The organism is Clostridium sp. BJN0001, from assembly GCF_022869825.1.
Lineage (GTDB): Bacteria > Bacillota > Clostridia > Clostridiales > Clostridiaceae > Clostridium.
Map to the genome: position 1 here is coordinate 1,524,038 of NZ_CP094971.1, position 26,697 is coordinate 1,550,734.

The 26,697-nt window shown below is 29.2% G+C and carries 26 protein-coding genes; 6 read left to right on the forward strand and 20 right to left on the reverse strand.

Annotated features, from left to right (window positions below; genetic code table 11):
• Nucleotides 1-10 precede the first annotated feature (10 nt).
• From purN to MTX53_RS07410, 13 genes are all read right to left on the reverse strand, one after another.
• Nucleotides 11-625, reverse strand: a complete 615-nt coding sequence (gene purN, locus MTX53_RS07350; protein WP_244833074.1) for a phosphoribosylglycinamide formyltransferase — start codon at nt 623-625, stop codon at nt 11-13.
• On the reverse strand, nt 613-1,614 hold the full coding sequence (gene purM, locus MTX53_RS07355; RefSeq protein ID WP_244833075.1) for a phosphoribosylformylglycinamidine cyclo-ligase: 1,002 nt from the start codon (nt 1,612-1,614) through the stop codon (nt 613-615). Before purM ends, purN begins: the two co-directional genes overlap by 13 nt.
• Before the next feature lie 8 nt (nt 1,615-1,622).
• Entirely contained in the window at nt 1,623-3,041 is a 1,419-nt protein-coding gene (gene purF / locus MTX53_RS07360; protein ID WP_244833076.1) for an amidophosphoribosyltransferase, read from the reverse strand.
• Between the two features lie 22 nt (nt 3,042-3,063).
• On the reverse strand, nt 3,064-3,771 hold the full coding sequence (purC, locus tag MTX53_RS07365) for a phosphoribosylaminoimidazolesuccinocarboxamide synthase (RefSeq protein ID WP_244833077.1): 708 nt from the start codon (nt 3,769-3,771) through the stop codon (nt 3,064-3,066).
• The gene (gene purE, locus MTX53_RS07370; RefSeq protein ID WP_244833078.1) at nt 3,771-4,250 is read right to left on the reverse strand and encodes a 5-(carboxyamino)imidazole ribonucleotide mutase; all 480 of its coding nucleotides are present in this window, start codon (nt 4,248-4,250) and stop codon (nt 3,771-3,773) included. Before purE ends, purC begins: the two co-directional genes overlap by 1 nt.
• Nucleotides 4,251-4,319: 69 nt before the next feature.
• Entirely contained in the window at nt 4,320-8,063 is a 3,744-nt protein-coding gene (locus tag MTX53_RS07375; RefSeq protein ID WP_244833079.1) for a phosphoribosylformylglycinamidine synthase, read from the reverse strand.
• A 210-nt stretch (nt 8,064-8,273) separates the two neighbouring features.
• Nucleotides 8,274-9,530, reverse strand: coding sequence for a chloride channel protein (locus tag MTX53_RS07380; RefSeq protein ID WP_244833080.1), 1,257 nt, complete (start codon nt 9,528-9,530; stop codon nt 8,274-8,276).
• A 71-nt stretch (nt 9,531-9,601) separates the two neighbouring features.
• Complete coding sequence (locus MTX53_RS07385) at nt 9,602-9,769, reverse strand: zinc-ribbon domain-containing protein (protein WP_244833081.1); 168 nt, start codon at nt 9,767-9,769, stop codon at nt 9,602-9,604.
• A 137-nt stretch (nt 9,770-9,906) separates the two neighbouring features.
• A complete protein-coding gene (locus tag MTX53_RS07390; RefSeq protein ID WP_244833082.1) occupies nt 9,907-10,593 on the reverse strand; it encodes an amino acid ABC transporter ATP-binding protein in 687 nt (228 codons plus the stop codon).
• Nucleotides 10,594-10,606: 13 nt separating this feature from the next.
• Nucleotides 10,607-11,248: an amino acid ABC transporter permease gene (locus tag MTX53_RS07395; RefSeq protein ID WP_244833083.1), complete on the reverse strand. Its 642-nt coding sequence runs from the start codon at nt 11,246-11,248 to the stop codon at nt 10,607-10,609.
• A gap of 25 nt (nt 11,249-11,273) precedes the next feature.
• Complete coding sequence (locus tag MTX53_RS07400; protein ID WP_244833084.1) at nt 11,274-12,098, reverse strand: amino acid ABC transporter substrate-binding protein; 825 nt, start codon at nt 12,096-12,098, stop codon at nt 11,274-11,276.
• Nucleotides 12,099-12,414: 316 nt separating this feature from the next.
• Nucleotides 12,415-13,356, reverse strand: a complete 942-nt coding sequence (locus tag MTX53_RS07405; protein WP_244833085.1) for an SPFH domain-containing protein — start codon at nt 13,354-13,356, stop codon at nt 12,415-12,417.
• Complete coding sequence (locus MTX53_RS07410; protein WP_244833086.1) at nt 13,353-13,784, reverse strand: NfeD family protein; 432 nt, start codon at nt 13,782-13,784, stop codon at nt 13,353-13,355. Before MTX53_RS07410 ends, MTX53_RS07405 begins: the two co-directional genes overlap by 4 nt.
• Before the next feature lie 210 nt (nt 13,785-13,994).
• Here MTX53_RS07410 and MTX53_RS07415 point away from each other — a divergent pair, with 210 nt between their 5' ends.
• The 3 genes from MTX53_RS07415 (at nt 13,995) to MTX53_RS07425 (ending at nt 17,794) form a co-directional block, all read left to right on the forward strand.
• Nucleotides 13,995-15,977: an NAD(+) synthase gene (locus tag MTX53_RS07415; RefSeq protein WP_244833087.1), complete on the forward strand. Its 1,983-nt coding sequence runs from the start codon at nt 13,995-13,997 to the stop codon at nt 15,975-15,977.
• 255 nt (nt 15,978-16,232) lie between these two features.
• Nucleotides 16,233-17,261: a branched-chain amino acid aminotransferase gene (locus MTX53_RS07420; RefSeq protein ID WP_244833088.1), complete on the forward strand. Its 1,029-nt coding sequence runs from the start codon at nt 16,233-16,235 to the stop codon at nt 17,259-17,261.
• A gap of 137 nt (nt 17,262-17,398) precedes the next feature.
• Nucleotides 17,399-17,794 carry a hypothetical protein gene (locus tag MTX53_RS07425; RefSeq protein WP_244833089.1) on the forward strand — a complete coding sequence of 132 codons (396 nt, stop codon included), beginning with the start codon at nt 17,399-17,401 and terminating at the stop codon, nt 17,792-17,794.
• Between the two features lie 10 nt (nt 17,795-17,804).
• Here MTX53_RS07425 and MTX53_RS07430 read toward each other — a convergent pair whose 3' ends face one another.
• On the reverse strand, nt 17,805-18,668 hold the full coding sequence (locus tag MTX53_RS07430) for an NAD(P)/FAD-dependent oxidoreductase (RefSeq protein ID WP_244833090.1): 864 nt from the start codon (nt 18,666-18,668) through the stop codon (nt 17,805-17,807).
• A 145-nt stretch (nt 18,669-18,813) separates the two neighbouring features.
• On the opposite strand from MTX53_RS07430, the gene MTX53_RS07435 reads away from it, so the two are divergent.
• On the forward strand, nt 18,814-19,068 hold the full coding sequence (locus tag MTX53_RS07435) for a hypothetical protein (RefSeq protein WP_244833091.1): 255 nt from the start codon (nt 18,814-18,816) through the stop codon (nt 19,066-19,068).
• Here MTX53_RS07435 and MTX53_RS07440 read toward each other — a convergent pair.
• From MTX53_RS07440 to MTX53_RS07455, 4 genes are read right to left on the reverse strand one after another with little or no spacing between them, the layout of a single operon-like run.
• Nucleotides 19,065-19,730 (reverse strand): ABC transporter ATP-binding protein, encoded by a 666-nt coding sequence (locus tag MTX53_RS07440; protein WP_244835476.1) that lies wholly within the window; start codon nt 19,728-19,730, stop codon nt 19,065-19,067. The two genes, MTX53_RS07435 and MTX53_RS07440, sit on opposite strands and share 4 nt — an antisense overlap.
• Nucleotides 19,714-20,481, reverse strand: a complete 768-nt coding sequence (locus tag MTX53_RS07445; RefSeq protein ID WP_244833092.1) for an ABC transporter permease subunit — start codon at nt 20,479-20,481, stop codon at nt 19,714-19,716. The genes MTX53_RS07440 and MTX53_RS07445 overlap by 17 nt, the downstream gene beginning before the upstream one ends.
• Complete coding sequence (locus tag MTX53_RS07450) at nt 20,456-21,463, reverse strand: ABC transporter substrate-binding protein (RefSeq protein ID WP_244833093.1); 1,008 nt, start codon at nt 21,461-21,463, stop codon at nt 20,456-20,458. Before MTX53_RS07450 ends, MTX53_RS07445 begins: the two co-directional genes overlap by 26 nt.
• A gap of 42 nt (nt 21,464-21,505) precedes the next feature.
• Complete coding sequence (locus MTX53_RS07455; protein ID WP_244833094.1) at nt 21,506-21,928, reverse strand: YaaR family protein; 423 nt, start codon at nt 21,926-21,928, stop codon at nt 21,506-21,508.
• A gap of 130 nt (nt 21,929-22,058) precedes the next feature.
• Between MTX53_RS07455 and MTX53_RS07460 the strand changes: the two genes are divergently transcribed.
• Nucleotides 22,059-22,361: a hypothetical protein gene (locus tag MTX53_RS07460; protein WP_244833095.1), complete on the forward strand. Its 303-nt coding sequence runs from the start codon at nt 22,059-22,061 to the stop codon at nt 22,359-22,361.
• Between the two features lie 42 nt (nt 22,362-22,403).
• Here MTX53_RS07460 and asnB read toward each other — a convergent pair whose 3' ends face one another.
• Nucleotides 22,404-24,248, reverse strand: a complete 1,845-nt coding sequence (gene asnB, locus MTX53_RS07465) for an asparagine synthase (glutamine-hydrolyzing) (RefSeq protein ID WP_244833096.1) — start codon at nt 24,246-24,248, stop codon at nt 22,404-22,406.
• A 147-nt stretch (nt 24,249-24,395) separates the two neighbouring features.
• On the opposite strand from asnB, the gene MTX53_RS07470 reads away from it, so the two are divergent.
• The gene (locus tag MTX53_RS07470; protein WP_244833097.1) at nt 24,396-25,811 is read left to right on the forward strand and encodes a spore germination protein; all 1,416 of its coding nucleotides are present in this window, start codon (nt 24,396-24,398) and stop codon (nt 25,809-25,811) included.
• A gap of 13 nt (nt 25,812-25,824) precedes the next feature.
• Here MTX53_RS07470 and MTX53_RS07475 read toward each other — a convergent pair whose 3' ends face one another.
• Nucleotides 25,825-26,658 carry a S1-like domain-containing RNA-binding protein gene (locus MTX53_RS07475; protein WP_244833098.1) on the reverse strand — a complete coding sequence of 278 codons (834 nt, stop codon included), beginning with the start codon at nt 26,656-26,658 and terminating at the stop codon, nt 25,825-25,827.
• Nucleotides 26,659-26,697: the final 39 nt, after the last annotated feature.

Below are 26,697 nucleotides of genomic sequence, written 5' to 3' on the forward strand. Positions count from 1 at the left end.
AAAATTCCTCCTAATTTTCATTAAGTTTAACTCGCCCATTTATTATTTGAGTTTTACCTTCACTTATAAGTTTTATTGCTTTAGGCAAAATCTTATGTTCTTCAATTAAAATTCTTTTCTGAAGTGTTTCAGGATCATCTTCAAAATAAACTGGAACAGCCTTTTGGAGTATTATTGATCCTCCATCTACTTTTGAATTTACAAAATGAACTGTACATCCTGAATATCTTACACCACTTTTAATTACAGCCTCATGCACATGAAGTCCATACATCTTAGGGCCACAAAAAGATGGAATAAGAGATGGGTGTATATTGATTATTTTATCAGAAAACTTTTCTAATATTTTACCATCTAAAATTGATAAAAAGCCTGCAAGAACAATCAAATCTACTTTTCCATCTACAAGCTCTAATATTTTATCTGAAGATTTTTCTCCATATTCTTTTTTTGAAACAACATATGTTTTTATATTATGGGATTTTGCTCTTTCAAGAGCAAAAATCCCATCCTTACTTCCTATTACCATCTCAAGTTTTACATTGAGATATTTACTTTCAGCTGCATCTATTATTGACTGAAGGTCTGTTCCGCCACCTGAAACAAGTACTGCTATTTTAAACAAACACCTTCACCCCCAGAGATTACGCTTCCAATTTTGTAAGCTTTTTCTCCCATTTCATTTAATTCATTTATTATACTTTCTGCATCTTTATTATCTACTGCAAGAACAAATCCAATACCCATATTGAATGTATTATACATATGTTCTTTATCTACACCTTTTTCAACAATTTTGTCAAATATATGAGGCATTTCGTACGAATCTTTCTTTATTACAGCAGTTAAATTTCTTCCATTAAACATTCTTGGAACATTTTCAATAAATCCTCCTCCTGTTACGTGAGCCATTCCTTTTATATCAAATTTTTCAAGAAGTTTAAGTACAGGTTTTACATATATTTTAGTTGGTTCTAAAAGTGTTTTCCAAACAGGTCTTCCTTCAAAATCTTCATCTAAATCTGTAAAAAGCTTTCTTACTAATGAATATCCATTTGAATGGATTCCTGATGAAGCTATTCCTATAAGTGCATTTCCTTCTTCTATTTTACTTCCGTCTATTATCTTATCTTTATCACATACTCCTACTGCAAATCCTGCAATATCATATTCACCTTCGCCATAAAATCCAGGCATTTCTGCAGTTTCTCCACCAATTAATGCACAATCTGAATCTACGCATCCGTCTGAAACTCCTTTTACAAGGTCAGATGACACTTTGGCTTCAAGCTTTCCACATGCAATATAATCAAGGAAAAATAGTGGCTTTGCTCCATGACATAGTATATCATTTACGCACATAGCAACACAGTCAATACCAACTGTATCATATTTTCTATTTTTAAATGCAATTTCAAGCTTTGTTCCAACTCCGTCAGTTCCTGAAATTAATACTGGTTTTTTATAGCCTTCTGGGATTTCAATCATTCCTGCAAAACTTCCAAGACCATTTAAAACATATTCACTCATTGTTCTCTTGGCATATTCCTTTATAAGTTTAACTGATTTATATCCTTCCTCTATATTAACTCCGGCTTCTTTATAAGTTATCATCTTTTTTCCTACCTTTCAGAATTTTCTACTGGTGCTGCTACGGGATACATTCCATTAAAACATCCCATGCAGAATTCATCTCTGTTTCCACAACTTTTTATTACACCCTGTTCACTTAAATATCCTACATAATCTGCGCCTATTATATCTCTAATCTCTTCAACTGAATGATTAGCTGCAATAAGTTCACTTCTATATGGAGTATCTATTCCAAAGTAACATGGGAATTTAACTCCTGGTGAAGCAATAAGAAAATTAATTTCTTTAACTCCTGCTCTTCTTAAAGATTCTATAAGATGTTTAGATGTTGTTCCTCTAACAATTGAGTCATCTATTAATACAATTTTTTTACCTTCTACATTTACCTTTAAAGGATTTAATTTTACAGCTACTGCTCTTTCTCTAAGTTCCTGCGATGGAGAAATAAATGTTCTTCCTACATATCTATTTTTGATAAATCCAATATCATAAGGAATTCCTGAAGCCTGAGAATAGCCAATTGCAGCAGGGATTCCACTGTCTGGAACAGCAACAACTAAATCTGCATCAATTGGATGCTCTTTATAAAGCTGCTTTCCTGCGTTTACTCTTGTTGTATGTACATTAAGTCCATCGATTTTAGAATCAGGTCTTGCAAAATATATATATTCAAAAGCACATGTTTGACACTTAGTATTTTCAGAATATCTATATGATTCTACACCATTTTCATCTATTACAACTATTTCGCCTGGTTCAATATCACGTACAAACTCAGCTCCTATAGCATCAAGAGCACAGCTTTCTGAAGCTAAAACATATCCTTCTTTAATTTTTCCAAGACATAAAGGTCTTATTCCATGAGGATCTCTTGCTCCTATAAGTTTATCTTTTGACATTATTGTAAGTGCAAACGAACCTCGTATAGCTTCCATTGCGTCTACAACAGCTCTTGCAAGGCCTTTTTTTGCATTTCTTGCTATAATACAAGCTATTACTTCAGAATCACTTGAAGTATGAAAAATGTGCCCTGCATCTTCTAAAAGTTCTCTTATGACATCGGCATTTACAAGATTACCGTTATGGGCCATAGCTATTGTTCCAACTTTTGAAGTAGTTAATATAGGCTGAGCATTTTCAATTCCTTTGCCTCCAGCTGTTGAATATCTTACATGTCCTACAGCAATGTGTCCTTTTAATTCTTTTACATTTTCCTCTGTAAATGCTTCAGTTATAAGACCTAATCCCTTATGAACTTCTATCTTTTCTCCATCTGCTACTGCTATTCCTGCGCTTTCCTGTCCTCTGTGCTGAAGTGCATAAAGACCATAGTATGTCATAGATGCAACATCAACAGGACTATTTACATAAACGCCAAAAACTCCACATTCATCTTTAAACTTATCCTGACTAGGATCCATAATTAATTCAAAATTCGGATTATTCATTAATACAGCCCTTTCACTTAAATTATTTTGAAATTCTCTTTAATATTTCTATATAAGCATCCTTAACATTTCCAAGATCTCTTCTGAATCTATCTTTGTCTAACTTTTCTCCAGTAGTTGCATCCCAGAATCTGCATGTATCTGGTGATATTTCATCAGCAAGAACAATGCTTCCATCACTGCATCTTCCAAATTCAATCTTGAAATCTACTAAATTAATGTTATCTTTTAAGAATGCTTCTTTAAGTATATCATTAATTTTCTTTGTCATCTTTAAAATTTGATCAATTTCTTCAAAAGTTGCAGCTCCTATTGCTACTGCATGATAGCTATTTATAAGAGGATCGTTTAATTCATCATTTTTATATGAAAATTCAAATACAGTTGTTTTAAGTTTAGTTCCTTCTTCAAGTCCTAATCTCTTAGCCATACTTCCTGCTGCTACATTTCTTACAATAACTTCAAGAGGTACTATCTGAACTTTTTTGCAAAGTTGTTCTCTATCATTTAGTTTTTTAATAAAATGAGTTTTTATTCCCTGTTCTTCTAATTTTTCAAATAATATAGAAGTAATTTCGTTATTCATAACTCCTTTATCTTCTATCTGACCTTTTTTAGCACCATTAAATGCTGTTGCATCATCTTTATAATAAATTACTACTTCATCTTTATTATCTGTAGCATAAACCTTCTTAGCTTTTCCTTCATATAACATTTCTTTCTTTTCCATTATAATTCCACTCCTTCAGCGTTATCTTTTATAAATTTTTCTTTCATGTTTTTTCTATATTCTATTAATTTATTTTTTAAATCTTCATTATTTACAGAAAGCATCTGTACTGCTAACATACCTGCATTAAAACTATTATTTATTCCAACTGTAGCAACTGGGATTGCTTTTGGCATCTGTACAATTGAAAATAATGCATCAAGTCCTTCAACGGCTGCTTTAACTGGTATACCTATTACAGGTAATACTGTTTGTGATGCTATAACTCCTGGAAGATGTGCAGCAAGTCCTGCTCCTGCAATTATTACTTTACATCCTTCTTTTTCAACGTTTCTAATTGTTTCCTCAAGTTTTTCTGGTACTCTATGTGCTGATAAAACATATGCTTTAAATTCTATTTTAAATTCTCTTAATGCATCTGCTGCACCTTTCATAACTTCAGTATCAGATTTACTTCCAAAAATTATTGATACTTCCAATTTGTGACCTCCTAAAATATATCTATAATATTTCTTAGCACCATATTATATGATGCTAAGTTTTTTTACTTATTTAAAATAATTAACTCCTGATTTGAATATCTTCTGATCAAAGTTACCTTCCATATTTCTATAAAGGTCTTCCCCGATTCTTTCAGAATGTCCCATCTTACCAAGTATTCTTCCATCAGGACTTGTTATTCCTTCAATAGCATCCATTGATCCATTAGGATTATATGGCATATCTAATGAAGCTTTTCCATCAAAATCAACATATTGTGTTGCTACCTGACCATTTTCAAATAACTTTTTAATTAAACTTTCTGGTGCAACAAATCTTCCTTCACCATGTGAAATTGCAACACTGTGGATATCACCGGCTTTAACTTCATTAAACCATGGTGATTTATTAGATACAATCTTTGTTCTTATTATTGATGACATATGTCTATCAATATTGTTATAAGTTAATGTTGCCATATCTTCTTTTATATCTACAATTTCGCCATAAGGAACTAATCCTAGTTTTATAAGTGCTTGGAAGCCGTTACAAATACCAAGCATAAGTCCATCTCTGTTCTTTAAAAGTTCCATTACTTGTTCTTTAACTTTTTCATTTCTAAATACATTTGCAATGAACTTTCCAGATCCATCAGGTTCATCTCCTGCTGAGAATCCTCCTGGTAGCATTATTATCTGTGATTTTTTAATCTCACTGCTTAATCTTTCAATTGATTCAACAAGTCCTTCTTTAGTAAGATTATTAAATACTACTAGAGAAGTTTCTGCTCCTTCTTTTTTGAATGCTCTTTCACAGTCATATTCACAGTTTGTTCCAGGGAATACTGGTATTACTACTCTTGGCTTTGCTGTCTTTATACAAGGTGAAATATTTTCTTTTCTTTCATATAAAGGAGTTTCAACTGTTTTTCCTGTTTCTTCAGTTTTTATTGGGAACACTTTTGATAGCTTTTCTTCATAAGCTTTTTCTATTTCATCAATTGATAATGAAATTCCATTTACTTCTATAGCTTTTTCTTTTTTAGTGTTTCCAACTTCTTTATATAATAAGCCATTAAACGCTTCTTTTATATCTACATCTTCTTTTACTTCTACTAAGACATCTCCGTAGTTAAATCCGAATAATTCATCAGATGTTAAATTCTTAAGATCTGCTCCTACTCTATTTCCAAGACTCATCTTAGATACATTCTCACAAACTCCTCCAAATTTAACTGCTGATGCAGAAATAACTTTTTCATCTTGTATTAATTTATAAAGTCCATCCATGTTATTTATAAACTTATCTATATCAATTGTCATATCATCTTTTTTCTCAGTAGTTAATAATACAAGTTTTGAACCTGCCTTCTTAAACTCTGGTGAAATTACTTTTGCTGCTTTTTCAACACCAACTGCAAAACTTACAAGGCTTGGTGGAACATCTAAATCATCAAAAGTTCCAGACATTGAATCTTTTCCTCCAATTGCTGCAATTTCAAGTCTCATTTGTGCTTCAAATGCACCAAGAAGTGCTGCAAATGGTTTACCCCATCTTTTTGGATCATTGCCAAGATGTTCAAAGTATTCTTGGAATGTTAAATGTGACTTTCTGAAATTACCACCCATAGAAACAAGCTTCGTAACACTTTCTATTACTGAATAATAAGCCATATGATAAGGGCTCCAAGCTCCTAGATATGGGTTAAATCCGTAAGTCATTAATGTTGCATCTTTACTTAATCCATTTAAAACTGGTATTTTAGCAGACATTCCTTCTGCAGGAGTTTTAGAATATTTTCCTCCAAATGGCATAAGTACTGTTCCGCCGCCAATTGTTGAATCGAATCTTTCAGATAATCCTTGTTCTGATGCTACATTTAATCTTCTTAAATTATCTATCCATGCTTTTTTAGTATCTTCTTTCTTAACTTCATATGGATATTCAGAAGGTGCATTAACTATAACTTTTGTTTTCTGTGTAGCTCCGTTTGTATCAAGGAAAGTTCTCTTTAAATCAACTATGTTTTTGCCTCTCCAGAAAAGTCTTAATCTATCTGTATCAGTTACATTCGCAACTAAGTTAGCTTCTAAGTTTTCTTTGTTTGCAGTTTCTATAAACTCGTCTGCGTTTTCTTTTGAAACTACAACAGCCATTCTTTCCTGAGATTCTGATACTGCAAGTTCTGTTCCATCTAATCCTTCATACTTTTTAGTAACCTTATCAAGATTTATATCAAGGCCTCTGCAAAGTTCTCCGATTGCAACTGAAACTCCACCAGCACCAAAGTCATTACATCTTTTTATCATTTTTGCAATTCTTGCATTTCTAAATAATCTTTGAAGTTTTCTCTCTGTTGGTGCATTACCTTTTTGAACTTCAGCACCACATTCACTAAGTGAAGAAACTGTATGTTCTTTTGATGATCCTGTAGCACCACCTACTCCATCTCTTCCTGTTCTTCCACCAAGAAGAATTATTACATCACCAAGAGCTGGTTCTTCACGTACTACATTTTCTTTAGGTGCTGCAGCAATTACAGCTCCAACTTCCATTCTCTTTGCTGCATAGTTTGGATGATATAATTCATAAACTCCACCAGTTGCAAGTCCGATCTGATTACCATACGAACTATATCCATGTGCAGCTCCAAGTGTTATTTTTCTCTGAGGGAGCTTACCTTTTAATGTTTTCTCTATAGATACTGTAGGATCTGCAGCTCCTGTAACTCTCATTGCCTGATAAACATAAGTTCTTCCTGAAAGAGGATCTCTTATAGCTCCTCCAAGACATGTTGCAGCTCCTCCAAAGGGTTCAATCTCTGTAGGATGGTTATGTGTCTCATTCTTAAACATTACAAGATAATCTTCTTTTCCTTTATCTGTATCAATTGTAACGTTTATTGAACATGCATTTATTTCTTCTGAAATATCAAGATCATTAAGTTTTCCTGTTCTCTTTAATTCTTTCATAGCTACAAGAGCAATATCCATTAAAGTTTTGTTCTTTTTCTTCTTTGTATAAAGATTTTTTCTAACTTCTAAATACTCATCATAACTTTTCTTTAAAGGCTTTAAGTATTTGTGATCTTCAATTTCAACATTTTCAAGTATTGTTGAGAATGTTGTATGTCTACAATGATCAGACCAGTATGTATCTATTACTTTTATCTCTGTAATACTAGGTTCTCTTTTTTCTTCATTCTTAAAATAGTCTTGAATCATAACTAAGTCGTCTATGCTCATTGCAAGACCATTTTCTTTATGAAATTCTTCTAATTCTTTAACTGATTTTTTTGAAAAGCCATCTAAGATTTGAACATCTTTAGGTTTGTTTGAAACTGTAGATAATTCTTTGCTGTTTATATCTACTTCTCTTGAATCGACAGGATTTATATAATAATTTTTAATTTTTTCTAAATCTTCTTTTGATATGCTACCTTTTAAAGTGATTATTTTAGCAGATTTTATTGTTATTTTATCTTCTTCTGCAAGTAAAGCCAAACATTCAGATGCTGAATCTGCTCTCTGGTCATACTGACCTGGTAAATATTCTACTGCAAAAGCAATTTCATCATCAGGAATCTTAATCTCTCCTTCAGTTAATGTGTCAACTGTTGCTTCAGAAAATATAGTATGTAATGATTTTTTGTAATAATCTTCTTTTAAATCTCCGATTATGTACTTATTTATAAGTCTTACATTTTTAAGATTTTTAATTCCTAAATTTTCTCTGAAATCTCTAAGTAAGCTTTGAGCTTCTACATTAAACCCATTTTTCTTTTCTACAAATATGGTTCTAATATCTGACATCTTAATTCCTCCAAAACATTTTAAGATTAGTCTTAATTACGACATTGTAACGGCGAATGTTTTTTTCGCTTTTATTTTTAATTTTCGTGTCCATACATAAAGATTATCATTTTACGAACTTTATGTCAACTAAAATAGAGAATTTTTTTAATTTATATGAAATAATCCGAATAATAGCGTTTTTTAAAAATGCTATTATTCGGATTGATTTTACGAAGCATTCTTGTTTATAAACACTCCTTTTAATTTCGAATAAACTATTTTTTGACTACTATATAAGCTACAATATCCAGAAAGAACATAGCTTATTGCGATAGCTATTGAAAACATTATAATTCCATTTGAACCAAAAAGTTCAATGCTTAAAATAAGCGATGCTGTAAGTGAATTTGTAACTCCACAAAAAAGTGAAACAAGTCCAACCGCAGCACCGAATGCAGGATCAAATCCAATAAATGAAGAAACCGTGCACCCGAGCGTTGAACCTATGAAAAATGCCGGTACTATTTCTCCTCCTTTATAACCCGCAGAAATAGTAATTACAGTTAAAATTATTTTTAAAATAAATGCCTCCGGTCTTGCATTCCCATTCATTGCATTCTGTATTATATCCATTCCAGCTCCATTATAATCTCTTGTACCACTTATAAATGTTATAAGAACTACAAGTACACCGCCAATAAATATTTTCAAATAATCATTTTCTACATATTTTGAAAATATCCTAGATCCATTATGAAGCAGTGTACAAAATACTATGCTCACAGCTGCACATAATACAGATACAATGGCAAGTTTAGAGACATTTAGAATAGTTAAATCCGGAAATATCTTAAGTTCATACATAACAGGATTTAAATTAAACATTCTAGATATAATATACGCAATAACTGAAGAAACTATACACGGAAAAAAACTAGAGTAATAAATTATCCCAACACTTATTACTTCCATGGAAAAGAACGTTGCAGTAAGAGGTGTTCCAAATAGTGCAGAGAATACGCCGCTCATTCCACACAGAGTTATAAGATGCTTGTCTTTTTCATCAAGTTTAATAATTTTTCCAATAGTTGAACCGATACTTCCACCAAGCTGAAGTGCTGCTCCTTCTCTTCCAGCAGATCCTCCAAACATATGAGTAAGGACCGTTCCTATAAATATTGCAGGAGCCATGGCAAATGAAACATTTCCATCCGTTCTTACAGAATCTATAACTTCATTTGTTCCTGTGCTATTATCTTGTTTCAAAACTTTATAACAAAACGCTGATAAAAGTCCAGCAAAAGGAAGAAAATATAACATAATACCATTTAAGTTTCTAAACCTTGTTGCTTTTATAACGCTTATATTAAAAACACTTCCGATAGCCCCACCAACTAAGCCGGTAAGACCTGCAACAAGAATCCACTTAAAAAATGCTTTTAAATATTTTTCTACTAAATTTAACTTATTTTTTAGAATATCCATAAAACCACCTTAAATCATTTGAATAAAAAAACTGCTACAAAGCAACGCTTCATAGCAGTTCAAGATATTATCTATCTTTCAAAGTTTCTGTTATTTCTCTGAGCTTTTCTCTTTTTTCTGCACTCAGGACATCTAACAGGATCGTTTTCGAATCCTTTTTCTTTGTAAAATTCCTGTTCTCCAACAGTGAAAACGAATTCTTTTCCACAATCTTTACAAACTAATGTCTTATCTTCCATTATAAAAATCCTCCCTTTCTCAGATTATAACCGGTATACTAGAACATAATCTCTGAAACAGAGGAAATAATAGTACTGATTAAATCTTAATTTATCTTACGTATTTATAATAACACATATATCATAAGATTTCAACATTAATTATCAATTTCATCAAATATTATTCCTTCTTTTAAAACACCCTGATCCATTGACATTATTTTGTCTGCTACATTCCTTGCAAAATCCATATCATGAGTTATTATAAGCATTGCCATTTTTGTTTCATCTTTTAATTTTTTAATTAAATTTGCTACCTCCAGAGTAAGACCTGGATCAAGTGCTGAAGTTGGTTCATCAAAACACATTATTTTAGGTTCGGTCATAAGAGCTCGTCCTATAGCCACTCTCTGTTTTTGTCCTCCAGAAAGTTCAAATGGGTAATTTCTTTCTTTTTCAGATAAGCCTAAAAATCCTAATATTTTTCTTGCTTTTTTTATAGCCTCATCTTTTTTAATATTAAATACTGTGATTGGAGCTGAAATAAGATTTTCTAAAATATTCATATGAGGAAAAAGATTAAATCCTTGAAATACAAGTCCTATATCTTTTCTTATTTCAAGTGTATTTTTATACGATCCATTCTCACAAAATTTTTTTCCATTCACTTCGATATTTCCGCTATCACAATGTTCGAGTTCATTTATACATCTTAAAAGTGTTGTTTTTCCACCTCCAGAATGTCCAACAATAACTAAAATTTCTCCTTCAGAAATTTTAAAATTTATACCTCTTAAAACTTCAGTATCACCAAATTTTTTAGTCAAATTGCTTACGTTTAACATATGCTTATTCTCCTTAATTATAGTAGTCAAATTTTTGTTCCACTTTACTGAGCATTTTGCTTAAAATAGCTATTACCAAAAGATAAACTACACCTACCATTATATATGGCACAAGAGATACATCTCTATTTGCAGCAATTTTTCCTATCTTTAGCATTTCATCTAAACCCACAACATATACAAGTGATGTGTCTTTTACTAATGTTGTTATTTCATTTGCAACAGGTGGTACGACTTTTTTAATAGCTTGTGGAAGTATAATTTTAAAAAATGTTTGTTTTTTATTAAATCCAAGAACTTTAGAGGCTTCAGTCTGTCCTGAATCAACAGACTGAAGTCCTGCTCTAAATATTTCTCCAAAATATGCTGCATAATTTAATACAAATGCAAGTATTGCAGCTGGGAATCTATCAAATTTAATATTTAGAATCGGAAGACCATAAAATATTACAATTATTTGAAGTAATAAAGGTGTTCCTCTCATTATAAGTACATATAATTCACTAAGTTTTTTTAATATTATACTTTTTGATGTTCTTAATACTGCTACAATCACTCCAAGAGGCAATGATAACAAAAGTGTAATTGCGAAAAGTTCAAGTGTAACTGTAAGTCCGCTTAAAATTTGCGGCATTATTTTAATTAAATAACCCAATTTATTTCCTCCTAAAATGTATAACCTATTCCGAAATTATTATATTGTCTCCGAACCATTTTTCAGATATCTCTTTTGCATCATTATCTTCAATAACTTCTTTTAATGCTTTATTAAAAGCATCTTTAAATTTATCATCATTTTTTCTCATTCCAACTGCATACTGCTCTTTACCAAAATCATCACTTAAAACATTATACTTATCATTTCCTCTTTCATTTATATAATACTTTGCAAGGATTTCATCAGCAACTACTGCATCAAGTCTTCCAGCTTCAAGGTCCATAAATGCATCATTATTAGTTTCAAATGTTATAACTTTTCCAGAATCAAATTCCTTTTCAATTTCTTCGCTATCTGACTCAATTGCATCTACAGCAGTTGATTGATTCTGTGCTCCAACTTTTTTACCTTTTAAATCTTGTTTAGATTTAATTGACGAATCCGAAAGAGTTATTATAACCTGCCTATTATTTAAATATGGTGAAGAAAAATCAACTTTTTCTTTTCTTTCGTCTGATATAGAATATCCATTCCATATTAAATCTATATTTCCATTATTAAGTTCAGTTTCTTTCATTGACCAATTAATTGACTGAAATTTTATAGTTTTTCCCATCTTTTCTCCAACTTCTTTTGCAAGTTCAACATCAAAGCCAGTAAGATTTCCACTATCATCTTTAAAGCCCATTGGTACAAACGTATCATCTATTCCTATTATAAGTTCATCTTTATCAAGTGCACTCTCAGTAGCTGATGATGAATTTGATTTACAACCAGTAAGACATACACCTAGTAACATCACTACTAAAAAGCTACATATTTTCTTCATATTCTTTTTATAATTCATCTCTCTCATCCTTTCAATATATCTATCACTAAATTTACTATATAACTACTTTAACATATTAAAGCGATAAATTCAAGTTTATTTTAAATTTAATGATTTATTATCTTCTTCAATATATTCAGCTTAATATATCTACAATATTATAGTAACTCCATATTTTAAAAATATCCGTATTTAAATATATTATGTATTTTAAATTTCTATTTAAACATAAACTAATTATATATTTTTCTAAATCTTTCTTATAAAAAAACATAGCCTGCACTCCTTCATTATATATAATAAAGAAGTGCAGACTATGTTATCTCTCTAAATATTATTTATTTTTTCCTTTTAAAATATCTGCAATAGCTGCAATGCTACCAAGTGAAGATAATGTTTCATTTGGAAGTATGAGCTTATTTGCTGGATTATTTGCCATCTCTTTAAGTGCCTCAACCTGCTTTAGCGCAATTACTCTTTCATCAGTTCCTGAATCTATTATTGCCCTATTGACTTTCATTATTGCATCAGACTGAGCCTTTGCTATAGCTTCTATAGCTTTTGCTTTTCCTTCTGCTTCAAGAAGCTGTGACTCTTTAAGTCCTTCTGCCTTTCTTATGTTAGCTTCTTTTTCTGCTTCAGCTCCTAATATTCTTGCTCTCTTTTCTCCTTCTGCTTTTTCAATCTGAGACTGCTTTGCTCCTTCTGCTTGAAGAATCATAGCTCTCTTATCTCTTTCTGCTTTCATCTGTTTTTCCATTGCCTGTTGTATCTCTGCAGGTGGAACAATATTCTTTATTTCTACTGATAATATTTTTATACCATATGCATCTGTAACTTCATCAATTATGCTTAAAAGATTTTGATTTATTGTATCTCTTCCTGAAAGAATTTCATCAAGTGTCATATTTCCTAAAATATTTCTCATATTTGTTATTGCTGAATAAACTATACCTGAACTATAATCTTCAATATTATATACAGCATCTTGTGCATTTAACAATTTAAAAAATATTACATTGTCTACAGAAATTTTAACATTATCTTTTGTTATTACTGATTGGGGTGGTACGTCTAATATCTGCTGCTTAGTTGAAACCTTTCTTCTTACAAAATCTATAAAAGGCAAAATAAAATGCCATCCTGGTTCCAAAACTTTATCAAACTGGCCAAATCTTTCAACTACATAAAGATAACCTGTATTTACAATTTTAATTGAAGAAATTAATATACCAAATATAGCGATTAATAATACCGCAAAAATAATAATGATCATTTTTCATCAACCTTTCTTATTTCTAATTTAATACCCTTTATTGATACAATCTTAAATTTTTCTCCTTTTCTTATTATATCTCCATTATTAATTATTTTCCAATAGTTTCCGTTTATTTTTATTTCACTGCTTTGATGAATATCATTCTTAGCAACTATAACTTCTCCAATGTATGTTTCTTCCATTCTTGGAGTTTTCTTTATTTTAGATGTAAATTTTTGTTTTAGAAAAGGATAACCTATTGCAAGCGAAATAATTCCTATAATAGTAAATACTATTATTTGAACAAAAAAATTTATATTCGCTGCTGCAAGAATAGCCGAAACAAAAGCACCCAATGAGAAAAGTACAAAAAAGAAATTACTTGTTAATAAATCAATAAGACAAAATACAATTGCTGAACAAATCCAAAAAAGAACACTTTCCATTACTTTCTCCCCCTTTCAAAAACATAAACATTGATTACTTTATTATTTTATCATACATATTACTATATTAAAGTAGAACTTTTAAATTTTTAATAATATTTTAAGTTTATATTGACTTAAGTATTAATATGACTTCAAAAATAGGCTATACTATAACTTATAATATATATTAGTTATAATAGATAAATAAAAAATAGGAGAGATGAATAAATGAGTAACTTATTAAATAACGGAATAGTTGAAGTAGCAACAATAACGCCTACTTCAATTCAGATAGGTAATCCAAGATATAATATAGATAAAATGCTAGAACTTATAAATGAGATTAATGAAAAAAATAGGACAGGAGAACGACATACAAGGATAGTAGTTTATCCAGAGTTATGTGTAACAGGTTATACTTGTGGCGATCTTTTTAATCAATCAGCTTTATTAGATAGTGCAAAAAAAGAATTAAAAAGATTTATTAAAGAGTCTAACAATGAATTTAACCCTATTATCTTTGTTGGTATGCCCATTAGAAAAGATAATCAATTATTTAACTGTGCTGTTGCAATACATAAAGGAAAGATTTTAGGAGTCATTCCAAAAACATTTATTCCTAATTACGGGATTTATTATGAAGCAAGATATTTTAAGCCATCTACATATAGACTGGATGATGAAATTGTATTGTACAATGATAAAATTCCATTCACATCAAACCTTCTTATCGAAGATGAACAAACAGGAGCAATTGTCAGTGCTGAAATTTGTGAGGATTTATGGGTTCCTATTCCCCCATCTTCATATCACTCTTTGCATGGAGCAAATATAATAGTAAATCTTTCTGCTAGCAACGAAACTATAGGGAAAACAGATTATCGTGAAAATTTAGTAAAAATGCATTCAGCAAAATGTATGTGTGGCTATATATATGCCTCAGCAACAAATGATGAATCTACAACTGATACTGTTTTTTCAGCACATAGCATTATTGCAGAAAATGGTTACATTATTTCTGAAAGTAAATTTATGAATAGCAAAGATATTACTTATGGAGAAATTGACATTGAAAAATGTATGAATGATAGAGCAATTAGTAGCTCATATATGGGTGTTCAAGATAGACAAGAATATAAACATATTTATTTAAGAACATTTAACCCTAAATCAAATATATTTAAATCTAATAGAGAATTACCTCTCTTACCTTTTGTACCACACGATATTGATAAGCGTTCAAAAGAAATTCTAAATTTACAATCTATGGGTTTAGCCCAAAGATTAAAGAAAATTAATTGCAAAAAAGCTATTATTGGTATATCTGGTGGATTAGACTCTACATTAGCATTAATAGTTACCGTGGAAGCATTTAAAATAAATAAATATGATACAAATGGTATTATTGCTATAACAATGCCTGGTTTTGGAACAACAAATAGAACACTTGATAATTCAAAAAAATTAATGAAAATATTAAGTGTTACTTCTTGTGAAATTCCAATTAAAGAAGCTTGCATTGAACACTATAACAATATTGGACATGATATTAACATACATAATATTACTTATGAAAATGTTCAAGCAAGAGAAAGAACTCAAATTCTAATGGATATGGCTAATAAACATAATGGTATAGTTATTGGAACTGGTGATTTATCAGAACTAGCTCTTGGGTGGTGTACTTACAATGGAGACCAAATGAGCATGTATGGTGTTAATTCTTCAATCCCAAAAACATTAGTTAGAAGTATTGTTAACTCTTATGCAAAAAATCAAAATAAAGAAATCAAATCAACTTTACTTGATATTTGTGATACTCCTATTAGTCCAGAATTACTACCACCTAATCCAGATGGCACAATTGCTCAAAAAACAGAAGATTCTATTGGTTCTTATGATGTACATGATTTCATCTTATATTATATGCTCAGATATGGATTTGGGCCTAAAAAGATATATGATTTATATATAAACTCTAAAATATTAAATGCTAAAAATAACGCAAACACTGAAAAGAAAATTAATAAAGAAAAAATATTAAAAGATATGAAGGTTTTTTATAAGCGTTTCTTTACTCAGCAATTCAAACGTTCTTGTATGCCTGATGGCATAAAAGTTGGTTCTGTTTCTTTATCTCCAAGAGGTGATTGGCGTATGCCAAGTGATGCTTCCTCTGAAATATGGTTAAGAGAACTGGAGGAAATTTAAATTATTTAACTATTAATTTTTGCAAGTATAGTATATAGTTAATTCAAAAAAGAGATCTAAAAATACAATAAAGTACTTCTGTAAAGAATATCAATAAATAATTTGATTAATAAATATGCATTCTATTAATATTATGGCAAATTTTTTTCATTTTTTTTGATAATATGTAGAATATATTGAAAAATAGTGCTATTATATTAAATATAAACTATATCATATAGCAATAAGCTATATTAAGAATTTGGAGGAATAAAAATGGGGAAAAAATTAGACATCGATTGGAAAAAGTTAGGTTTTGATTATATTAAAACTGACTATCGTTATGTATCTTACTTCAAAGACGGAAAGTGGGATAATGGAAAATTAACTGAGGACAATATGCTAAAGATTAGCGAGGCTGCCCCCGTATTACATTATGGTCAAAGTTGTTTTGAAGGTTTAAAAGCTTACAGAACTAAATCAGGAAAGGTTCAGCTTTTTAGACCAAATAGAAATTCAGCTCGTATGAATGATAGTTGTGATAGACTATTAATGCCAAGAGTTCCTGAAGAAAAATTTATAGATGCTATAATGCAAGTTGTTAAAGCAAACATTGATTACGTTCCACCTTATGGAACTGGGGCTACTTTATATATAAGACCTATTCTTTTAGGTGTTGGAGACAATATAGGTGTTAAACCTGCTTCAGAATATATATTTACAGTATTCTGTATGCCAGTTGGACCTTATTTCTCAGGTGGTTTAAAGCCATGTAACTTTATCGTACAGAATGATTATGACAGAGCTGCTCCTCTTGGAACAGGAAGACAAAAAGTTGGTGGTAACTATGCTGCATCATTAATGGCTCATGCCAAAGCTTCAAAAGCTGGATATGCAGATTGTATTTATCTTGATCCTGCCACTCACACTAAAATTGATGAAGTTGGGGCTGCAAACTTTATAGGAATAACTAAGAATAACGAATTTGTTACACCAAAGTCACCTTCAATACTTCCAAGTGTAACTAAATATTCTTTATTATATATCGCTGAACATTATCTTCATATGCCAACATATGAAAGAGAAGTTTTTGTTGATAAATTAGACGAATTTAAAGAAGCTGGTGCATGCGGAACTGCTGCAGTAATCACTCCAATTGGTGCAATCCAATATCATGATAAGAGATTTGTATTTGGTAGTGAAACAGAAGTTCAACCAACAATCAAAAAGCTTTACGATATTCTTTACGGAATTCAGCTTGGTGATGTTGAAGCTCCAGAAGGATGGATTTACGAAGTTAAATAATGGACATGTTATTTATAATATATTTCTAAAAAATAGAACGAGTTTTCTCGTTCTATTTTTTCTTATAATAAAGTATTAAGAATGTTTAATTTTTATACGAATATAATAATAATATAGATAAAAAGGGGGAATCTAATATGTCATTTGATAACAGAATTCTTGCTCCTATTAGACCATATAGTATAAATAGCATAAAAGCAATACAGTCAATAAAGAAAATAAAAAAGGAAGAAAAAAGAAAATCTTTTTCAAAAGAAAAGAAGAAAAATACAGATAAAAATGAAAATGAATTTACTTTTAATAATTTCTCAAATAATGATCATACATTAGATAATCTTCCTAAAAACTATGACATAAATTTAAGAAATAGTATTCTACAAAACAAAGAAGAAAATTCTAAGAAAAAATCTGATTCTGATAAAAATCCTAAAATTGCGCTTCATAAAAAACTTAATGATGCAATGAATATAAACGTAAGTGAGGATTTAAAAAATATTATTGATAAAATAGAATATCTAGTAAATAAAAAATAGAGCTTAAGCTCTATTTTTTATTGTCAAGATATTTAACTGCACTTAAAGATGCAATATTTCCTTCTCCAGCAGCCTTTATATATTGATATGGAAACCCAGTGCAATCTCCTGCTGCAAAACATCCAATTATACTTGTTTCCATTTTTCTATTAACTTCTATATGATTTCCATCCATTTTTAAACCCGGTACAAGATCTTTTGGTGATATAGCATCTTTAACTAAAAATACACCATCAGTTTCTATATTATTTTCCTTTAAAATAATTTTTTCAACTTTTTCTTTTCCTTCAATTTTTATAGGTTTATCACGAATTACATTTATATTGTCATCAAGATTGAGTTCTCCTCTATACATAGGAATATAATAAACTTTTTTAGCTATTTCATTTATATATGAAGCATCTTTTTCACCGTCACTATTATATGCTATTATAGAGACTGTTTTATCTCTATATAACGGTCCATCACATGTTGTACAATAGCCAACTCCTTTTCCTAAATATTCTTCTTCGCCCTCAATAGGTTTTATATACTCTACTCCAACAGCCAAAATTATTGTCTCAGATTCGTACATATTATTCTTATCTGAATTTACTACAAAATAATCACCCATAGAATAAATACTTATTATTTTTTCTTTTGTAATTTTAATTTCCATATCTTCAATATGTTTTTTGAATTTATCTCTTAAATCAGAACCTTTTATACCTGGGAATCCCAAATAATTATTTATTTGTTCTGCCTTATCAAGTTTCAATGATAATTTATCATTTCCAAATATCATAAAGTTCTTTCTTCTTATTTTTAAATTAAGTGCAGCCGAAATTCCTGCAGGACCTGAGCCTATGATAATTGCATCTAATCTGTTTTCCATTTTGATCTCTCCTATCATTCTTTATACTATATATTATTGCCATATACTTTTATTAAAACCATTTTTAATTTTACATATTATGTATATATTAATTTTAATTGTATATAATACTAATATACATAATTGTATCCAAGGAGGAGTATTTATGGTTAAAAAAATACTTAATATAGCTAACTGCATATTTGCAATTTATTTATCATTTCATGGTTTGTTAAGCATAATAAATGGGAATAATCCAAACTCTGTTTTCCCTGTTGTATTTTCAGGATTAGGTATTTCTATTTTATTTTTAGGTATTTCATTTTTTAATGATGGTAATAAAATTCTTGGAATAATAAACTTTTTCTTATCAGGATTTCTTATTACTCTAGCTAGTGCTAAATATATTATAAATTTTTAAATAAGTTTAATAATTTCTTTTTTATGCTCTTTTAAATTTTGAGTAAAAATTTTTTTTACTTTTACTGGTCTATCACCAAATATAATAATATTTCCATTAAAGGCAATAGCTTCATCAACATCATGAGTAACCATTATTATAATTCTTTTTTTATTTTGAAGTATTTTTAAATACTCTTCTATTATTTTATACTTTATTTTATAATCAAGTGACTTAAATGGTTCATCCATTAAAATTACTTTTGATGGTTTTACTAATGCTCTTGCTATATTTACTCTCTGCTTCATACCACCACTTAATTCTGATGGATACTTGTCTTTCGTATCATAAATAGAAACAAGCTTTAAAATCTCATCAATTCTTTTTTGTATTATATTTTTATTATAATATTTTTTTGAACATATACGTAAGTTTTCATTTATTGTAAGCCACTCAATAAGCCTATCTTCTTGAAATATATAACTTATATCTCTAGAATCTATTCCTTTAATATCTCCATCATATGGAATAAGACCCGATATAATATTTAAAAGAGTACTTTTCCCACATCCTGATTTTCCTATTATGCAATTCACTTTTTCATCAGTAAAATTTATATTAAAATTTTCAAATATATGTTGCCTATTATAAGACTTATTTAAATTTCTAATTTGAATTTCCATCATTGCACCTATACATCCTTTTTATAAGTATATACTTAAGTAATTCCATAAACAGTGATATTATCACAATTAAAACAATCCATGCAAAAATAGCAGGTGTATTGAAATTAATTTTTTCAATTTGAATTTGAGATCCAATTCCATATTTAGGCTGACCATGAACCTCTCCTGCAATAACCACTTTAAAAGTAAGTGAAAGTGTTGATACAAAAACACTCATAAGATAAATTTTTATTAGTGGAATATATATTCTAATTATTTTATCAAATGTTGATATTTCATATATTTTAGCCATTTCTAATATCTTTTTATCTGCATTTTTTAAATTATCTCTTATTCCTTCATAAAGTATTGGAAATGTAATTCCTATTCCTACAATATAAGGTGCATAATCTTTATTACACCATACAAGAGCAAGTACTACAAGTACCATTGTTGGAATTGTCTTAACAAACGAATTTAATGGCTTTATAAAATATTCAAAAAAGGGATGCATATAAGAAAGCATCCCCAATATAACTGATAATATAAGAGCAACTAAAAAACTTATTATAGATCTTTCAAAACTAACGACAATATTAAATAGGAATTTATCTCTGCAAGAAATTTCATATATTGCGCTACATATTTCTTTTATATTTGGAAGAAATATATTATTATTTATTTTTTTAGCTATTATATCCCATACGATAATAAAAAATAAACATGATAGCAAAGTATATATTTTACTTTTCCATGAAAATTTTATCATCAGGTAATTTTCCTCCTACACTGCTCTTATCAAAATCATTTAATTTTTCAAAATAATTTTTATATTCATTTTTAGTATCTCCTATTGATACATATTTTACATTTCCGTTTTTTATAGCTTGTGGAATTATTTCTTTTTTAGCTGAAATTCCAATTTCTTCTGAATAAGATGCTACATCTTCTGAATTTGAATTTAGATATTCACACGATTTTTTTACTTCTTGTAAAAATTTTTCAACATATTCTTTATTTTCTTTTAAGAAATCTGAATTTATTATTACTGTAGCCTGTGGATATCCATATTCAGAATTAAATAATTTTTTCCATTCTTCATTTAAATTTATAAATGTATTAAAGTCTGGTTTCTTTGTCTTTACAATTGTAAGTGCTGGTTCTGGAATAACTGCATAATCTGTTTTTCCACTTACTATAACTGGAACCATCTCATTTACACCATCTACATAATTGAAATCTATGGAATCAGCATCTATTCCTTTCTCATTTAAAATTACCCTTGTAATAATATCTGGTGTAAGACCTTTTCCTATGTTATATACTTTATTTCCTTTTAAAGAGTCAAGTGAAGCATCTTTATTTGTAGATCCTATATAAAATGATCCCCATCCTGTTGTCGCTGCTATTACATATTTTCCTTCAGTTTTATTATAAGCAGTTGCAGCTAAGTTAGATGGAACTATAGCAATATCTGCATCACATTTCATTACACTTGTTGCAACATTTTGAGCACTTTTTTCAATTGAATAATCCTCAGAATAATTTTCTACAATCTGAGGTTTCTCTTTTATCATTTTTGCTAAAGATAAAGCTGGGAGACCATCTGGAACTATAATCTTTACTGTCTTTTGCTCTGAAACTTTATTTGCAGAATCAGACTTTACATCATTTCCTCCTCCACATCCAGCAATAAGTACTGAAATTAAAGTTATTATTGTACATAAAATTATACTTGTTCTTTTTTTCAATAAAAAAACTCCTTTCAAAATATTATTATTATATAAATAAAATTATCTATATATGTCTACTATCATTCCTTGAATATCATCAATTGTTGATGCAATATCAATATTTTCTTTTTGCTCTGTCATTACATTTTTTGTAAGTTCTTCAAGTTTTCCATCGATTGTATCTACAGTTATAAAATATTGAGTCTGCCAAAAGCTTATATCTTTTTTAGTTTCATACATATACTGAAGGACTGATTCAAGATATTGTTTTATCATTTTTTTATACATAACAACATCAACATACGTTTTAGTTAATACAAGTTTGTTTCCACGCTTTTTAATATCCTCAACCATTTTTTTTAGCTGTTCGTCTGATTTCTTTTGTCTTTCCTTATTAAAACTATCAGAAAAATTATGCTTTCCATGTATAGTTGTTCTATCTTCTTTAGTAATTGTACCTCTATGTATTCTTCCTATCTCCATTTCATCAAACCCTTTCTAACACATATATTATAGCAAAATAATAATATTCTCTCCACTTTTTTGATATACATATTGAATTTATTATGAATTTATAATAAAATTAAGTATATTAGGAATATGGAGGTAAACTATGTTAGTAAAATGTATAGATAATAATCTTTGTGATTCATTAACAATTGGAAAGGAATATATAGTTATTGAAGATGCACCTGAATATTATGTTGTAATAGACGATAGAAGAAATGAATCGATCTGCAGGAAGTCAAGATTTTCAGTAATAATGGATAGAGATATTGTTAAGAAAGCTAAAGCAACAGTAAATGAATTATCTTATCAAATTGACAATGATTGCAGTGATATAAAACAATTCAACATAAGAAAAAATTCAAAAGGTGAAATTAAAGAAATTTCAATTAAATTTAAATATGAATAGTTATAAAGTAAAAGACTCTTGCAAGATGCAGAGCCTTTTATTTTATAAAAATATATCTATATTATAATCCAAAAGCCAATAGTTTAGCTGAATAAGATATGCAAGAAGCTGTGGTCCTGTCATAAGCTGACCATACCATGGAGATTTATATGATGATCCCTTCGTATCTATTATATTTTGTACAGCTTTTTCATCAATTATTTCATGAATTGGTGATGATTTTTTGTCAAGTATATCCTGAAGCCCTCTGCAAACCATATCTGTATATATAGGATTATGTGTTTTTGGATATGGACTCTTTTTTCTATATACTATATCGTCTGGTAAAATATTTTCAAATGCTTTTCTTAAAAGTCCTTTTTCCCTTCCTTTATATAATTTTATATCATATGGCATATTAAACGCATATTGAACAAGCCTTATATCTGCAAATGGAACTCTTCCTTCAAGACTATTATACATACTCATCCTATCTTTTCTTATAAGAAGATTTACCATAAACCACTTCATATTTAAATAAGATATTTCTTTAAGCCTATAATCTTTTTTTGTCTCATTATCTAAATGCGGAACTTTTTTAAGTGACTTATTATACTGATATTTTATCATTTCTTCAATTGGCATCTTTTTTAATTTGTCATTTACAATAGCTTTTCTATCATTTACAAATCTTGACCATGGAAATGTATCAATATAAAACATTTCGTCTCTTGTATACCATGGATATCCTCCAAAAATTTCATCTGCACACTCACCTGTAAGCCCTACTACATATTTTTTTCTTATTTCTTTAAAAAATAAAAGCATTGATGAATCAATATCAGCCATTCCTGGAAGATCTCTTGCTTTTACAGAATCAAAAATTGAATAATATAAATCTTTGTGATTAAGAACTACTTTTCTATGGCTGCTTCCTATATATTCTGCCATTTTTTCTGCCCAATATTCATCACTTGTTGGCTGAAAAATAGAAGACTTAAAATACTTATCATTATCTATATAATCAATTGAATAAGTAGTTAATTTTTTACCTCTTTTTTTTAATTCATCTGATGCAATCTTAGAAATTATAGATGAATCTAATCCTCCTGATAAAAGAGTACATAAAGGCACATCGGAAACAAGCTGCCTTTTTACGGCATCAGTAACAAGCTCTCTTGTATGCACAATTGCTTCTTCTTCAGTATCTTGAAATTTTTCTGCTTTTACTGACCAATATTCTTTTTTTTCAATACTTCCATCTCTTTTATATATTATATAATTTGCAGGTGCAACTTCTTTTATATTTCTAAACACACCACTTCCTGGTATAGTTGCAGGACCTAATGCAAATATTTCAGTAAGACCATTTAAATCTATTTCCCTTTTTATATTTTCATCAGCAAATAATGTTTTTATTTCAGAACCAAATAAAAGAGTACCGTTATAAACTGTATAAAATAATGGTTTTACACCCATTTGATCTCTTGCTATAAAAACCTCTTCGTTTGATTCATCATATATTGCGAATGCAAAAATTCCAATAAGTTTATTAAGACATTCTTTTTTATATTCTATATATGATGTTAAAAGCACTTCAGTATCTGAATAAGAATTAAATGTGTACCCCTTCTTTTTTAAATCTTCTCTTAACTCATCTGTATTATAAAGTTCTCCATTATAAATTATTGTGTACTTCTCTTCTTTTATACTTTTTGTCATTGGCTGTATTCCGCCTTCAGGATCAACTACTATAAGTCTTCTATGACCTAAAAGTACATTTTTTGTGATATAAGTTCCTTTAGAATCTGGTCCTCTCTTTTTTAAAGTCTTTATCATATCGTCTAAGATATATTTTTTATCAAGAATATTTTTGTTAAAATTAACAATTCCTGCTATTCCACACATTTTTTTACCTCATAAAATTACTTTAATATTAAAATATGGCTATAGCTTTTATCATGTGCAAATATATAAAAAAAATACTAATTTTGAATATAAATTCTTTCACTTGACATACTAAATATATAATATTTTGAAAAGAGGGATTTAAATTTGGACATTTCAAATTCTATTGATAAAAACTTAGATCTTATACATAATATTCTTCCAGTAAAAAAAAGCTATGATATTGTCGAGAGAACATTTGTTTTTGGTGGAAAAAAAGCGGTTACATATTTTATAAATGGATTTATAAAAGATGATATAATGGAAGAAATTTTAAGAAGACTACTTTCTATAAATAATCAGACTATGGATTCATTTAATACAATTGAAGAATTTATGACTAATGAAATTCCACACGTTTCAGTTGTAAAAGAAAAGGATATAGACAAAATTGTATTCTCCCTTTTATGCGGGCAAACAATCTTATATGTAGATTCTTTTGATTATTTTATAATTTTAGATCTTCGTACATATCCAGGTCGAGATTCTGCAGAACCTGCAAAGGAGAAAACTCTTAGGGGAAGTAAAGATGCCTTTGTTGAAAAATTAGTCTTAAATTCTGCATTAATTAGAAGACAAATTAGAGACCCAAACTTAATTTTTGAAGTTCATACTGTAGGTACTGTATCAAAAACTGATGTTTGCATTACATATCTTAAGGATACATATAATAAAAAAGCATATGACTTAATAATGAATTCTCTAAATAAAGTTGACGTTCGTGCCCTTACAGTAGGTGCTCAAAGTTTAGTTGATACAATGCAGAAAAAAAATTTTTTTAATCCATTTCCAAAGGTACGATATACAGAAAGACCTGATACTGCAGCGGCACATATTGTTGAAGGCAAGATTGTAATTTTAATAGATAATTCCCCTATTGCGATAATACTTCCAACTGGAATTTTTGATTTTACTCAAGATATTAATGATTATTTTTTCCCACTTTTTACAGGAAATTATCTTAAGCTCATGAGAAATCTTACATTATTATTTACAATTATACTTACTCCTTTATATGTGCTATATATAGATGGTCATATACTTCTGCCGGAATATTTTGATTTTTTAAAGCCAAAAGATGTTTACCAAATACCTATGTTTTTACAATTTATGATACTTGAACTTTCAATTGATGCACTAAAACTTGCATCTCTTAACACGCCAAGCACACTAGGAAGTTCTCTTTCAATAGTTGGAGGTCTTATTATAGGTGAATATACTGTCTCAACAGGATGGTTTACAAATCAATCAATACTTTATATGGCTGTTGTTGCAATCGCAGGATTTTCACAGCCAAGTATAGAAATGGGGTTTGCACTTAAATTTATGAGAATGATGATTCTTTTATTATCTGGTTTATTTAATTGGTGGGGATTTATAGGCGGAATTATCGCAATGATAACTATAATGGCATCTACAAAAACAGTTATTGGGGAGCCATACTTTTATCCTCTCATTCCATTTAACTGGAAAAAATTAAAGAATTTAATTTTTAGAACTCGTTTATCTAAAAATACTCAATAAAAAAACAAGACTACTAAAGTAGTCTTGTTCCTTCTTTATTCTGCTCTATTAATTTCTTTTTCATAAGTCCACCAAGTGCTATTTTAAAATAATTTTTACTTGTATTAAACTCTTTTCTTATGTCTTGTGAAGAACTTTTGTCACAAAATGGCATAGCTCCACCGTTTCTTTTTAAATACTCTATTATTTGTTTTTCTAATACATCACGAGATTCAAGTCTTGTTTTTCTTGGAGTTACTCCTATTGTTCCATCTTCATATATTCTTTTTACTCTAACCTTTATTTCATCTCCAGGATATATATATGTATAATGTTCATTTGCTAAAATGAGTCCCTTGTATTTTCCATCTATTAAAACATCAAGGCTTCCTGAACTTGTTGTATCATATATAGTAGCTGTAACTTCATCTGTTACTTTATATGATCCTTCTTCAGCAATTTCTATATAATCTTCTATTCTAGTAGTTCCTGCAAGTCTTTCTGTCTTATCAACGTACATAGCAATAGGATACTTTTTATTTTCAACCAAAGTATACTTTTGTTCTTTCATTGGAATAAACAAATCCCTTTCAAGCCCAAAATCAGCAAACGCTCCAATATCTGTAATACTTACTATATTAAGCATTGCAATCTCTCCTACTGAAAAATATGGTTTTTTCATAGTAGATATTATTCTGTCACTCGAATCTCTATATATGAAAACTGTAACATAATCATCAATTTCAGGTTCTTCTCCAACTACAGAATTATTTGGAAGAAGTATCTCCTCATCATCTGCTTCAAGATAATATCCGAAATCAACTTTTTTTATAACTTTTAATTTGCAATAATTTCCTATATCAACCAATTTATTCACTCCTATTATTAATTATATTTTTATTGTAAC

What these genes read in the sequence shown, in the direction of transcription:
- MTX53_RS07405 (WP_244833085.1), bottom strand. Translation starts at nt 13,356, where the DNA reads ATGATCATTATTATTTTTGCGGTATTATTAATCGCTATATTTGGTATA.
- MTX53_RS07410 (WP_244833086.1), bottom strand. Translation starts at nt 13,784, where the DNA reads ATGGAAAGTGTTCTTTTTTGGATTTGTTCAGCAATTGTATTTTGTCTT.
- MTX53_RS07425 (WP_244833089.1), top strand. Translation starts at nt 17,399, where the DNA reads ATGTCATTTGATAACAGAATTCTTGCTCCTATTAGACCATATAGTATA.
- MTX53_RS07400 (WP_244833084.1), bottom strand. Translation starts at nt 12,098, where the DNA reads ATGAATTATAAAAAGAATATGAAGAAAATATGTAGCTTTTTAGTAGTG.
- MTX53_RS07430 (WP_244833090.1), bottom strand. Translation starts at nt 18,668, where the DNA reads ATGGAAAACAGATTAGATGCAATTATCATAGGCTCAGGTCCTGCAGGA.
- MTX53_RS07455 (WP_244833094.1), bottom strand. Translation starts at nt 21,928, where the DNA reads ATGGAGATAGGAAGAATACATAGAGGTACAATTACTAAAGAAGATAGA.
- MTX53_RS07380 (WP_244833080.1), bottom strand. Translation starts at nt 9,530, where the DNA reads ATGGATATTCTAAAAAATAAGTTAAATTTAGTAGAAAAATATTTAAAA.
- purC (WP_244833077.1), bottom strand. Translation starts at nt 3,771, where the DNA reads ATGGAAAAGAAAGAAATGTTATATGAAGGAAAAGCTAAGAAGGTTTAT.
- asnB (WP_244833096.1), bottom strand. Translation starts at nt 24,248, where the DNA reads ATGTGTGGAATAGCAGGAATTGTTAATTTTAACAAAAATATTCTTGAT.
- MTX53_RS07420 (WP_244833088.1), top strand. Translation starts at nt 16,233, where the DNA reads ATGGGGAAAAAATTAGACATCGATTGGAAAAAGTTAGGTTTTGATTAT.
- MTX53_RS07375 (WP_244833079.1), bottom strand. Translation starts at nt 8,063, where the DNA reads ATGTCAGATATTAGAACCATATTTGTAGAAAAGAAAAATGGGTTTAAT.
- MTX53_RS07390 (WP_244833082.1), bottom strand. Translation starts at nt 10,593, where the DNA reads ATGTTAAACGTAAGCAATTTGACTAAAAAATTTGGTGATACTGAAGTT.
- purF (WP_244833076.1), bottom strand. Translation starts at nt 3,041, where the DNA reads ATGAATAATCCGAATTTTGAATTAATTATGGATCCTAGTCAGGATAAG.
- MTX53_RS07440 (WP_244835476.1), bottom strand. Translation starts at nt 19,730, where the DNA reads ATGGAAATTCAAATTAGAAATTTAAATAAGTCTTATAATAGGCAACAT.
- MTX53_RS07445 (WP_244833092.1), bottom strand. Translation starts at nt 20,481, where the DNA reads ATGATAAAATTTTCATGGAAAAGTAAAATATATACTTTGCTATCATGT.
- MTX53_RS07385 (WP_244833081.1), bottom strand. Translation starts at nt 9,769, where the DNA reads ATGGAAGATAAGACATTAGTTTGTAAAGATTGTGGAAAAGAATTCGTT.
- MTX53_RS07435 (WP_244833091.1), top strand. Translation starts at nt 18,814, where the DNA reads ATGGTTAAAAAAATACTTAATATAGCTAACTGCATATTTGCAATTTAT.
- MTX53_RS07415 (WP_244833087.1), top strand. Translation starts at nt 13,995, where the DNA reads ATGAGTAACTTATTAAATAACGGAATAGTTGAAGTAGCAACAATAACG.
- MTX53_RS07460 (WP_244833095.1), top strand. Translation starts at nt 22,059, where the DNA reads ATGTTAGTAAAATGTATAGATAATAATCTTTGTGATTCATTAACAATT.
- purM (WP_244833075.1), bottom strand. Translation starts at nt 1,614, where the DNA reads ATGATAACTTATAAAGAAGCCGGAGTTAATATAGAGGAAGGATATAAA.